The organism is Cyclobacterium sp. 10D3-21 (genome assembly GCF_055809755.1).
The window spans coordinates 6,614,431-6,627,649 of the sequence record NZ_CM147924.1 but is presented as its reverse complement, the minus strand read 5'-3'; the positions used below and the strand labels follow the sequence as shown (position 1 = coordinate 6,627,649).

The 13,219-nt window shown below is 39.1% G+C and carries 7 protein-coding genes and 1 pseudogene; 3 read left to right on the top strand and 5 right to left on the bottom strand.

What is annotated here, in order from left to right; genetic code table 11:
* Window positions 1-47: 47 nt before the first annotated feature.
* The 3 genes from AC0L7T_RS25830 (at window position 48) to AC0L7T_RS25820 (ending at window position 5,496) form a co-directional block, all read left to right on the top strand.
* Entirely contained in the window at window positions 48-1,553 is a 1,506-nt protein-coding gene (locus tag AC0L7T_RS25830; RefSeq protein ID WP_473339495.1) for a hypothetical protein, read from the top strand.
* A gap of 87 nt (window positions 1,554-1,640) precedes the next feature.
* Window positions 1,641-4,517, top strand: a complete 2,877-nt coding sequence (locus tag AC0L7T_RS25825) for a TonB-dependent receptor (protein ID WP_473339494.1) — start codon at window positions 1,641-1,643, stop codon at window positions 4,515-4,517.
* A gap of 214 nt (window positions 4,518-4,731) precedes the next feature.
* Complete coding sequence (locus AC0L7T_RS25820; protein WP_473339493.1) at window positions 4,732-5,496, top strand: hypothetical protein; 765 nt, start codon at window positions 4,732-4,734, stop codon at window positions 5,494-5,496.
* 368 nt (window positions 5,497-5,864) lie between these two features.
* Here the strand turns inward: AC0L7T_RS25820 and AC0L7T_RS25815 are convergent.
* From AC0L7T_RS25815 to AC0L7T_RS25795, 5 genes and pseudogenes are all read right to left on the bottom strand, one after another.
* Window positions 5,865-7,750, bottom strand: a pseudogene (locus AC0L7T_RS25815) (IS1634 family transposase).
* Window positions 7,751-8,002: 252 nt separating this feature from the next.
* Window positions 8,003-8,416 (bottom strand): hypothetical protein, encoded by a 414-nt coding sequence (locus AC0L7T_RS25810; protein WP_473339491.1) that lies wholly within the window; start codon window positions 8,414-8,416, stop codon window positions 8,003-8,005.
* A 434-nt stretch (window positions 8,417-8,850) separates the two neighbouring features.
* Window positions 8,851-10,293 (bottom strand): peptidylprolyl isomerase, encoded by a 1,443-nt coding sequence (locus AC0L7T_RS25805; protein WP_473339490.1) that lies wholly within the window; start codon window positions 10,291-10,293, stop codon window positions 8,851-8,853.
* Entirely contained in the window at window positions 10,271-11,167 is an 897-nt protein-coding gene (locus AC0L7T_RS25800) for a peptidyl-prolyl cis-trans isomerase (protein ID WP_473339489.1), read from the bottom strand. Before AC0L7T_RS25800 ends, AC0L7T_RS25805 begins: the two co-directional genes overlap by 23 nt.
* A complete protein-coding gene (locus AC0L7T_RS25795; protein ID WP_473339487.1) occupies window positions 11,130-13,112 on the bottom strand; it encodes a peptidylprolyl isomerase in 1,983 nt (660 codons plus the stop codon). Before AC0L7T_RS25795 ends, AC0L7T_RS25800 begins: the two co-directional genes overlap by 38 nt.
* Window positions 13,113-13,219 lie beyond the last annotated feature (107 nt).

Sequence of the window (13,219 nt, the reverse complement as noted above, 5' to 3'; positions counted from 1 at the left end):
GATTTGTAGCAGAATCTAAAACAGACGTAAAAATCTAATACCTAACCATGAAGAAATTATTTAATTGGATGATGATCGCTACAGTCGCTGCCGTTCTAATGACAGCATGTACCGAGGAAGAAACGCCCAATAATTCCGTTGCTATATCTGGAGTACCGGCTACAGCAGTAGTTGAAGCCGGACAGAGTGTGGACCCTGTTACTGCTACTATCACAGCAGCTGATGGTTTGTCTACTTTGGTAGTAAAAAAAGATGGAGCCACATTGGAGACAATTACCTTTAATGGAGAAGTTTCCGCAAACCATGCGTTTACTTATCAAACCACAGCCGAAGATGCGGATAAAAACCTTGTTTTCGAATTTGTCGCTACAGATGCAAATGGAGACATGCAAACCACTACTTATGTTCTTACAGTAGGTGAAGTTGCTACAATAATAAAAATCGAAAACAATATCACTGCTGATGAGGAATGGGAAACTGGAAAAGTTTACGTTCTAAGTGGTAGAATTGCTGTTACTGCTGGAGCAACTTTGAAAATTAACCCTGGCGTAATTGTTAAAGGTGAAGCCGGATCCGGATCAAATGCAACTGCCCTTGTTATTGCAAGAGGTGCCAAAATTGAAGCAGTAGGTACTTCCGATCAACCTATTATTTTTACTTCTATTGCAGATGAAATAGCACCAGGTATGGTTGCGAGTCCTAACCTTGATCCTGACATTGATGGTTTATGGGGTGGTTTATTGGTTTTGGGAAATGCTCCCGGTTCTTTTGCTGGTGATGTTACCGAGGTGCAAATTGAAGGTATTCCTCCATCCGATGCAAATGGGCTTTATGGCGGAAATGATCCTGAAGATAATTCTGGAATTATCAAATATGTATCCATCCGTCACGGCGGAGCCAATATTGGTGAAGGAAATGAGATCAATGGTTTGACTTTAGGTGCTGTTGGTTCTCAGACGATCATTGAAAATGTAGAAGTAATCGCAAACCAGGATGATGGAATCGAATGGTTTGGAGGAACAGTAAGTGTAAAGAATGCCCTTATCTGGAATTCTGGAGATGATGCTTTAGATACGGATCAGGCTTGGGCAGGTACACTTGACAACTTCATTGTCCTTTCTGGAGGTGCTACAGATCATGCTCTTGAAATTGATGGTCCTGAAGGATCCTATAATGCAGCCCATACCGTTCAGAATGGAACGGTTGTAGGCAATGACGTTACAGAATTAGGAGATTTCAGAGATGGGGCTCGTGGTACTTTCAAAAACATCCTTTTTCAAAGTTTTGCTGATCCTGCTACCACAGATGGCAGAGGTGACCTTTCCTTAAGCGGCGATAAGTCTCTTGAGAATTTTGACAATGGAATCCTTTCTTTCGAAAACCTGGAAATCGTTATCGCAGATGGCGTTTCCCTTACCACTGTTTTCAAACATGGAACGGATGCCAATGCTAGCATTGTAGCTGAAGGTGCTGTTACTGTTGGAGCTGACAAGGCAGCCTTCAGTGACTGGACATGGGCTTCAGTAGCAGGTGAATTGACAAACTTAAAATAACACTAACCACTATTTTTTGAAAGGGATACGGAGCGTATCCCTTTCCAATTTTTTTATTGTATCGCTGTACTATTAAAAAAAATTAAAATGAAAAATTTTACCTATAGCTGGATCTTTATAGGGTTCCTGCTTTTATCCTCAAATTTGCTGGCCCAAAATGGGACCATTCGGGGAACGATCTATGATGAAGGTACAGGAGAACCTTTGTTTGGAGTAGCTGTCTCAGTAGTTGGTGCCCAACTAGGAGCCGTTACTGATTTTGATGGAGATTTTGAAATTCAATTGCCAGAAGGCATTTATACCCTACAAGCCTCATTTATTTCTTTTAACAGTTTAAACCTTGCGGAAATAAAGGTAAATAAAGGAGAAGTTACCTTACTTGATAACCTTAAAATGGCGGAGTTTACTTCCGACCTTGAAACGGTAACCATTTCTGCAGAAGCCATCAGAACCACAGAGGCGGCCTTGATGACCGTAAAAAGAAATGCCACCCAATTGATGGATGGGATTTCCTCAGCTGCCTTTCGCCAGATTGGAGATGGAGATGCTGCTTCAGCCATTAAGCGTGTGACGGGGGTTTCTATAGAAGGTGGTAAATATGTGTACATCCGTGGACTCGGGGACCGTTACACCAAGACAGTGTTAAACGGGGTCGATATTCCAGGTTTGGATCCCGATAGGAATACCATACAAATGGATATTTTCCCTACCAATATTATTGACAATATTATCGTCTCAAAATCCTTTACAAGTAACCTGTCGGCAGATTTTACGGGAGGGATTGTGGACATTGAGACCAAGGATTTTCCAGAAGAGAAAACCATGCGGATTTCTATTGGTGGAGGCTATAACCCATCCATGCACTTCAATTCAGGATTTTTAACCGCTAAAGGTAGTGGTACAGATTTTTTAGGTTTTGACAATGGTTTCAGAGCAATTCCTACACAAGGAATTGAGGATATCCCGCAATATGCGGAGGTTGTAGGAAATCCAGGTGGAGAAAAAGGCCAACTTTACCAGAGTATACTGAAGGATTTCAATCCGGAATTTGGAGGGACAAAACAACAGAACCTGATGAACTACAATTTAGGCTTTTCGTTGGGAGATCAGTTTGCCCATGGCAATAATACCTTTGGTTATAATTTTGCCCTAACCTATAAAAACACTTCTGAATTTTTTAAAGATGCTCAATTTAACCTTTACGCAAAACCAAGAGAAGCCAATCAATCTGAATTGGAGCCATTGGAAAGGTCTGTTGGGAATTATGGAGAAAACAATGTATTGCTTGGTGGCTTGTTTGGATTGGCCTATAAAACTGACTTTTCTAAGTACAAATTGAATTTTATTCGTTTGCAAAACGGAGCATCGAAAGTTGGTAATTTTGCCTTCGAAAACACCAATTTGGGAGCCGTTTTTGAAGCCGATCAATACAATATTGAATACAGCCAAAGGGCCTTGACCAATTTGATGCTTAGTGGCATGCATTACATCAATGGTGGCGATTGGGAATTGAATTGGAAAATAGCGCCTACTTTGTCTTCAATAGATGATCCGGATGTTAGGGTTCTAAGGTTTAGGAAACCGAATAATACCATCTCTACAGAAGTAGGTTTGCCGCAAAGAATATGGAGATCGCTCGAAGAGAAGAACCTGATTGGGAAGCTTGACCTTACCAAAAACCATTCTCTTTTTGGACAATCAGCCAAATTGAGATTTGGCTCATCTTATGCCTACAAACAAAGGGATTTTCTAATTCAAGACTTTCAATTTGCGACAGGCAACAATACATTTACTGGAGATCCAAACCAGGTACTTATAGAAAACAACCTTTTTTCAGAAGACAATAGAAATGGTGTTCGGTACAGTCCGCTTTTTATACCCAATAACCCCAATAGCTATGATGCCAACCTGAGCAATGTTGGTGTTTATGCACACAGTGAATTCACCCCTGTAGCCAAGCTAAAAGCGATTGTAGGATTACGTGTGGAAAAATTTGACCAGTATTATACGGGTTCTAACCAAACCCAAACCATAGTATACAACAATGAAAAAGTATTGGGAGATGTGGATTTTTTCCCTACGATTAACCTGATCAAGAACCTTAAGGAAAATCAAAACCTTCGTTTCTCTTTCTCAAGGACTATTGCCAGACCATCTTTTAAAGAGATGTCCTTTGCTGAGATTCTGGACCCTATTACTGGTAGGACTTTTATTGGTGGGTTGTTTGAAGAAAGAACCGAAGGAGGTACTGAGGTATTATGGGATGGAAACCTGGAAGCTACCCGGATTAATAATTTCGACCTGAGATGGGAGCAATTTCTTCCAGCAGGACAACTGCTATCTGTAAGTGCCTTTTATAAAACATTCGATAAGCCCATAGAAATGGTACAATTCCTTTCTGATCCAGGTGCTTTTCAGCCTAGAAATGTGGGTAAAGGAACTGTTGCTGGTATAGAATTAGAATTGAGAAAATCCCTGGCTTTTCTAAGCCCTTCACTTGAATCCTTCTTTTTTAACTTTAACGGGACGCTGACAAGCTCTAAAATTAGAATGTCTGAGGCTGAATTAATGTCTAGGGAACTTACAGCAAGAGAAGGGGAGGAAGTAGTGAAAACAAGAGACATGTCAGGACAGGCTCCCTATATTATCAATACAGGATTGAGCTATACCAATCAGGTGACAGGTTTTGAGGCCGGAGTGTTTTATAATGTACAAGGTGCTACGCTCAACTATATTGGCTTTGGAAATAGAACGGACACCTATACGGTTCCATTCCATGCGGTTAACTTAAGCCTTAACAAAACTTTTGGTGCGAACGAAAAAATGAAAGCCGGTATAAATGTTCAAAACCTCCTCAATCAATCAAGACAAGAAGTTTTTCGTTCTTTCAATGCCGAAGACCAGATTTTTTCCAGCCTCAACCCTGGGACTCTGATTAATATTAACTTTTCTTATGCACTTTAATTTTTTACTGTTCAATTGTTTTTTTTAACTGCTGTTACTGCCTAAAGTCAACTTAAGACTTGCTGTTACTGAATTCAGTTCAGCGGACTTTTTTCTTGGGTAAACAATAGGTTCAATATTAACTTTTACTATATCCTTCCAATTGGGAGGATATTTTTTTGTCTGTATGTTAAGAAATTGTTAACTTGAATTAACAGTTAGTTAATTTAGACAAATGCGTAAGGCACTACTCCTGTTGGGTTTACTTTTATTGGCTTCAGTTTCGGAAACGATTCTGGCCAAAAACCATGCGTATTTGCCAAATTTGGAAACTCCATCTGAGCGCTCAGCCTTGGTGCTGTCATGGCGTTCAGAAAACGAGCAGTTTGCCAATTTACATGAGCAATTGAGCAAAGACTATGGTAAATGGGGTGCTACTCGAAAAATGGTAAAAAATATATTCTATCGATCCCATCAACAGTTGTTTCGTCAATACAAACAGTTTAGCTTGGCTCAAGATACTTTTGTTTCGGGAAGTTATGACTGTGTAAGTGGCTCTTTGATTTTGGCTGGCTTACTGGATTATTTTGGTTTTGATTATGAAATTATAGAAACCACCTACCATGTTTTTTTAAAGGTCCTGGTCGACAATGATTTCATTGTTTTGGAGGTTACAGACCCCATAAATGGTTTTATTTTGGATAAGGAAGCGCAAAAAGCCTATCTGGAGAAATACAGCAGTGGAGAAAATATTTCCAGCCAATGGAGTGTTTTAGCAGCGAATCAAGAGGGAATTACGCCTGTAATTTATAAAAGTATTGACCTACAAAACTTAATCGGCCTTCAGTATTTTAACCAAGCCATCAATCATTACAATAATAAAAATGAACTGTTGGCTTATCAGTTCAGTGTTACTGCGCTGAAAATGCATGATGCAGAGCGGATCCAAAAATTTTCTGATTTTTTGAAGCAAAATTTAGCAAAGACTACTTTCAATTGATTTTTTAATAGTAGGCTACACCGGTAATTCCAGGAATGGATAGAGATATTATATTACTAGGATAAGAATTCGATATGTGTTTTTTATTAGAAGTGTTGTTTTATACATTTATATGTATATCAACTGCACAATATAATATAATTATTGAAAATATATAATATTCATAATCGGGTGATATTCTAATAGGTAACCAATAAGAATTTATATCCTTATGGCATTTAAAAATAAAATTTAAGGAAACTCGTTTACTAGTAAATCCAATGTGCTATTAAAGCACATTTGTAAAACCGATACTTTAATTGTTTTAGTATCAATTAAATAGATAAAATATGATTTGGGCAATTAACATATTTTAACCCACATTGCAGCTAACCGCTCAGAAGTATCTGTTTTTCAGGTCTTTCAATTTTTTCGATTTCCGTTTTGTGTACTACGGATTTTCGTTTGGTAAATGGCTGGTATTTGGTTTGGAGGATATCGTAGATCTGCTTTAGATTTTTGTTGGGTACTGTGCATTTTCGGGTGGTGATGGTTTTGTTGTATGTGTTGGTCCCCGAAGTAGTGATTACCTTCTGGGTATTGCCTATTCTGACAATTTCTCCCCAGCAGTTTTTTATGCCATTGTGTTTTAATTGATGCCTTACCGTATTGACCAGCCAGTAAGCCAATATCCCCAGATGGAGGTGTGCCATGGTGGCGTCGTCGTTTTTGTGGTAGATAGGCCTTAGGTCCAGGTCGGTTTTCAGGGTACGGAATGCGTTTTCTATCTCTCTGATGGTATTATAAATATTCCAGACCACATACTCTTCCTGTACATTCAGGTTGGTCCGGAGAAAATAGACGCCCAGGCTTTCATTTTTTTCCTGATGCCTGTCCGGGTCTTTTTTCCATGTGATTTCTGTGGCCAGACCTGTTTTCGCATCACTGCTTACGGTAATGTCATAATAACGCTGGACAGACGGGTATTTTTCTTTGGCCCTGCCTATACGCTGGTGGACTTTGTCAGCTTTCTTGGTTCCTCCCTTGCTGTGCAGTGCGTTGTGTATCTTTTGGAGTTCCTGCTCAAACCTATTTTCAAACTGGAGCTTCATCCCTTCCTCTTTTTTTCCTTGGAAGGGCTTTTGACCTCAAGGTAATAATCGGTGTTTTTTTCTGTATTGACTGATCTGAGTCTGATGGTCTGCTTTGATTTTGTATCCAGCAAGGTGGTAAGCCTTCCGGGAACATAGCTGTAATCTTTCAGCCGGGTACGGCTTACACAGAGATATCGGTACCCTTTACTTTCGATAAGTCTGAGGTTTTCCTCTGTGGCGATGCCGGCATCAAGTACCACTACTGCAGGACCACGGCAGGTATGGGACGCGAGTTTCTCGATCATTGCCGATAGGGTATTGCAGTCGGCAATGTTTCCTTCCAGAATGGAGGAATATTTTATGAAGCCTTCCACGTTGACCACCAGGGCGAGCACAATGAGCTTTGCGTCGTTTCTCTTTTCCTTGCTCCTTCCGAATTTTGCGAGTTGGCTGTTCCGCTTTTCTCCCTCAAAATAGGTGTTGGTCAGGTCGTAAAGAATGATCTTATCCTCCAGGTCAAACAGCTCGTTGGTACGTCTGGACAGGTGCTTTTCGATTGAATCCTTGGCCTTGTACAAGTCAAGGGCACTTTTGTAAAGCCTGTCTTTTGTCACTTTGTCTGCCTCGTACCCGGTAAGTTCGCACACCGCAGAGTTTTCCTTTATCCAGCGCACGGTTTTCAGCTCTGAGGCCGGGTATACCGCACGGCTTACAACCTGTGTGGCCGCAAGCTTGGCCTGTTCGGGGCTGAAGCCGACCGAAAGCAGCAACGGCGTTAGGTTCAGCTTCTCCCATGTCTGATAAGCTATGTTCTCCGCTCCGATCTCCCTTGCATTGCTGTGCTGAAGTGTGTCCATGTTGACCATGCGCGACAGTTTCTCTGCTGACTTGATGTCCAGCTTTTTTGATAATAGGATACGCTGCCAAAAATCTTCAACATATCGTGTGACCTCAGGATCTTCTTCCTGATCAAATAGAGATGTCTTTTGCTCATATTTATCGGTAAGGTGCTTCTGGATCTTATTGAGCTGCTCTGGGGTGGTGTCCTCAATGAATCCTACATTCAGAATGGTACGGTGGCATATCCTGTTGTCCGCATTACGGTAACTCTCCACCAGACGGTAGTAATCGCATAGCTTTCCTGATTGGGGGTGTTTTCGTAAAGAGAACTTGAAATACATCCCGTAAAGTACTGATCTTTAGATCCCAAATCCAATACCCTCTGTGTACTACAAACCAAATGAAGGCCCCGTGGAGAGCGTAAAAAAATTTGATCGTAGGGGGGTACGAATAATTTGCAGATTAAAAACAGAAAATAAACTGAAATTTCTAATTTAACGACCAAAAGCTGCAATGTGGGTTAAGTAAAAACCCCATTAAAATTTAATTCAATGGGGTTTTTACCTAAAATAGAAATAAATTTTATTTATTTCTTAGTCTTCTGTTTTTGTCGTAGACTCTTTAGGATTAAAAACGTTTGCAGAAGCATACCATTTGTTGAACGCTTCTTCTCCCATAGACGTTTTCATATCTTTGCTTGAAAGAGCAGTACCTTCTACCTCATAACCTGCCCAGAAAGGATATTGCTTGATAAAAACAACACCATCAACTAGGATGTCATAATTAGGACCCGCACTTTCAAGGGCTCGATCCATAGCATCCTTAATATTTGCTCCCATTCCTAGGAATCCCATATCAGATTCTGTAACTCTTTTACCAGCTGTTTTGTCCATGTTAAAACTAACATTTTTAGAACTGATAATTGTAAAGTCGATAAGGCGTTGTGAGCAGCTAGAAACTCCTACTGCAAATACCAAAAATAAAACAACTACATTAATTTTTTTCATGTAAATAAAATTTAAAAGTATAATAAAAAAACAATGATATAAATAATATCTTATATAATCAATTGCTTTCAAATTATTTTTATAGTTTTTTGTTGTAATGGATTATTTATTAACTGAATATAAAGAGTTTATGAATAAAGTGAGTAATTTGTTAATATAGAGAAAATGTGTTGTTCCTTCTTATGTTAGTATGGTTTTTTGTTAAAGAGTCCTTTTATTCCGAAGTATTACTTTCCTTTTTTACAAATTGAGATGCTTGTATTCCATTTAGAATTAGGGCTTTAGAGAATAATTTGTGTTGAAATTTGTTTACTGAATAATATAATTGAATGCTAATAGCTCGTTACCTATTTCGGGTTGAATAATAGATAATTCCAGCAAAAAAAAATGCTTCCTAAAAGTTTTAGGAAGCATTTTTAAGTGGGTTTTTATTTTTACTTATCTTTTAAAACTTCGCATTTATCATAGTTAGGGTCTATATCAATAAATACTTCCTCTTTGGCCACAACAAACCAATTGGCCAAGATGTCTTCTTCTTTTTTCCTTCTGGCTGCAGCCTTTAATTTTTCGTAATCATCCGAAATATTAGCCCTGTGGGCTGGATAACGGGCCTTGTAATAGAGTATCCGTACTCCTGGCTCAGACCTTCCGTTTCTTGGGTCAACATCGTCAAACCTAACCGTCGGGGTGATGTCTCCTATTTCCATACTGTCCAAAGTGAAAAAGAGGATAGGGTCTTCCAGTGTTCGTGAAGTTAATCTATTGGATCCTGTGGCGGGATCAGTAAAAAAACCTCCTGCATCTGAAGTTTCTCTGTCATCAGAATTCTCTTTAGCCGCCTTGGCAAAAGGTATTTTCCCATCTACGATTTCTTGCCGAAGACTATCCAAAAACTGTTCCGCCTTAACCAGGTCTTCTTCTGATGGCGTAGGAATCATTAATATATGCCTTGTATTAAAAGTATTACCTCTTCTTTCGAGTAACTGGATCATATGGAAACCAAACATGGTTTCTACGGGATCACTGATTTCTCCTGGCTTTAGCGCAAAGGCCGTCGCCTCATATTCAGGAGCCAATTCCCCTCTTTTGAAAAACCCTAAATCACCACCTTGGGCGCCTGATCCCGGATCTTGGGAATACTGTCTGGCCATGTCGGCAAAGTCAGCTCCACCATTGAGAATTTGTTCTTTTATTTCCGCTAATTTCTTAAATACCTTGTCTTTTTCAGATTGGCTTACTTCTGGTTTTTTCACGATTTGTCCAACAACCACCTCTGAGGAGAAGAAAGGCAAGGAATCCTTGGGAATTGAACTGTAAAATTTCCGCACATCATTTGGAGAAACTTGTAGGTCTTGAGTGATCACACCCTGCATTTTTCCTACCACCAGTTGTTCTTTTACAGCATCCTGGATCTCGCTTTTTAATTGATCACCTGTTTTACCATAGTTTTCAATAAGCATTTCCTCATCTCCTCCAAATTGCTGGAGTACCATATTGAAGCGTTGATCTGTTTGGATAATTACCTCGGCTTCAGAAACAATCACAGAATCAATTTCCGATTTTGCCATCATCATTTTATTAATCAGCAAGGATTCAAATACCTGGCATCTTGATGGTATCTCAAAACCTTGTTGGGCTTGTGAAGAGGCTTCCAAATAGGCTTTTTGAAGATCAGACTCCAAAATGATGTAATTGTCTACTTTGGCGATGATCTTATCCAGTACTTGTCCAGTTGGCTTTTCTTCCTTCTTTTTTTCTTCAGGACTGGCAGACTCAGTAGTAGTGTCTTGTGCCATAGTCATTTGGAAAACGGAAAGACCTAGCACCACCAGTAAGCTGAGGCTTTTGGTCAATTTATTCATATATGGTAAACTCATTGTTTTTAAGTGCATTATTGTAAATATCTCTTTTTAATTTTTCGGCTATTTCAGCTCTCCTTTTATTAACGATGATCTTTGAGATCTCATCTTTCACAAACTCTAATGGTGGCACCTGATCCTGAAGCCTGTATTCCAATATTTTGAAATAATAGGAGTAGATTTCGTCATCAACATGAATCAACTTTTCGTTCCGGAGCAATTGAACGTGGTTGTTGTTTTTGGTTAACGGGGTGTTTAAGATAATGTCATCAAAATTGATCCAAGTGGAATCCTCCATAAAGTAATTGTTTGCATAACGGATAGCAAACTCCTTTAGTTCTTCCTTCTGGCTTTCCTGATTGCTATTTAGCAGTCGTTCTAATTGTCTCTTTTGGGGGATGTCTTTTTCTAATTTCACAAAATTGGTCCGGACAATTATTTCCTTTAGGGCAAAATTTTGGTTATTGGTGGTATAATAGGCTTCAATTTCCTCTTGGGTCACGTCTTTGTTAAGTGTTTTTTCTACAAAACTTTTCTCGTATTCATACGCAATTAAGGCATACCTGTAATCCAGTAATTTTCTGTTAATCTCCGCCTCATTAATGGTGAGGTTTTGACTTGCTTCTCGTATAACCAACTGTTTTTTTACCCAGCTTTGAATATAACGACTGACCAATTCTGCAGAATCCAAATCCGGAGACATCTCCTTGCTTATGTGGTCAATGTCTGAATGGTACAGGTTGGCATTACCAACAGTAGCCACAATAGCATCGTTTGTATCCTCTTGATCATTCTTCATCTTAAACAAATCACATGAAGACATGAAAAGCATAATGCTACATGCAATGAATGTCTTATTGAACAAGAGACTGGTATATTTTTTCTTTTTCATCCTCATTGACCTGGATGGTATATTTTTGTTTTAATTCTGTAAGCAATTTTGTCTCAAGGTATTTTTGGTAATCCTGAATGAGTTTTCCCCGCGTTTCTTCATATTTCTTCACTCTTTCAGGTAATATTTCTCCCAATACCAGGAGAATAGTTTCGTTATCTTGATTAATTTTATGGTAGGGCTGGTTTAGATTCAATCCATTCAGGAGTTGATTTTTATCAACTTCGTAAGTTTTTTGCTCAACAGTGAAAAGCAAAGCATTTTTATCAAGAAATTTCCTGCTCAATTCAGTAGACAAGCTGTCGGTGAGTGCTTGGGTACTGAGATAGGACGCTATATTAGAGATGTCTTGGTCTTTTTTGGCCTTTAGAATCAATGCTTTTACGCGTTTACCCCACATGTACTGATCACTATTTTCCTGGAAGTAGGCCTTTTGTCCAGTGCTGTCTTCCAAGGCCTTTTGCCAAACCTCATCATTCATTAATTCAAATAACAACATGCCATACCTGTATTCATTGACCAGTTGCCGGTAATCATGGTTGTTTTGATAAAGTTGCTCTTCTTCCCACTTAGACAATAAGTCCTCAGAAAAATCTTTATATAGCACATCAAAAGAGGAGGTCAATAATGCGTTTCCTTGCGGGTTTTCTACTTTAAGATAGGCAATCAAATCACTGATTTCTGCTCTTTTCCAATCGGATTGGACTATCAGATTGTCTCCCTTCTTTGACAGTTCTTCTAATTTAGAATAAAGCTGAGAAGTAGGTTTTCCTTTTTGGTTAGCGAAAGTAGTTTTAAGAATTGTAAGGAGTTGATAGTTTTCAACGACGTTAAATTTCGCCTTTTGCATGGCTAAAACCTGGCTTTTAATCAATTTTGACCGGCTGTCTTTCAGTATACTGGATTTTATCGCGGGGAGAACTTCGTTAAAGGGAGGTACTGGTTTTGATGCTTCTAATCGAATGATATGGTAGCCATATTCCGTTTTAACTGGTGTGGAAAAATCCCCTTTTTTATTCAATGAGAAAGCGGCATGTTCGAATTCAGGAACAATAGAACCTACCCCAAACCAAGGGATCATTCCTTTATTGGCCTTACTACCTGGGTCTTCAGAATAGGTCTTCACCAAGTCTAGCCACTGAGAAGAATCCTCAAGCAAAGTTTTATGGATTTGATTGATTTTATTCAAGGCAATTTCTTCTTCCTTTACACTTACATCTGCCCCAACACGTATTAGAAGATGTGATACATGTAACTGTCCAGGGTTTGGCCTACGGTCTTCCAACTTGATAATATGGTAACCAAAATCTGAAATAATAGGAGAGGAAATTTCACCAATTTTAAGATTGTATGCCGCTTCTTCAAAGGGCAAAACCATTTGCATGGCTGTAAAATACCCTAAATTTCCTTTGTTAGAAGACACAGAAGGGTCATCTGAATATTTTGCTGCTAACTGCTGGAAATCGGCCCCAGCAGATGCTTCGGCTTTTATTTTTTCCGCCATTCTATAGACAGCTATGGAATCCTCTTTCGATGCATTATTAGGAAATGCGAAAAGAATATGGCTGGCTTTTACTACTTCCTGCATCCTGCTGTAGGCTTTTCTTAACTCACCTTCGGTCAGTGAATTTTCCAGTAGATAAGGCTTTTTTAATTCGTCTTTGAAAGCAGCGAATTCGGTTTTAAATGCCTTTGTCTGGTGCATACCCAAATCCATCGCATACTTAACTTTGAGTTTATAGTCAACAAATAACTCAAAATTCTGCTCAAAATCAGTTCTGCTAATGGGGCTAGTATCCTTCTGCCGGTTCTTATTTAGTATATAAAGAAATTCCTCTCTGTCAGAAGTTTCTCCGTTTATTTTTAAAAGGTAGTCCGATAGTGGATTTGCTTCCTTGATGACATCAGGAACCGGAGTGGCACTTGCAAATAAAATTCCTAACAAAAGGAAATATATATGCTTCAAATTCATAGGACAATTGGTACAATTTAATCTGCAATGTTACAACTTTTACCCCACAATTCGGGGAGTTGACCCGGATAAGTGATGGG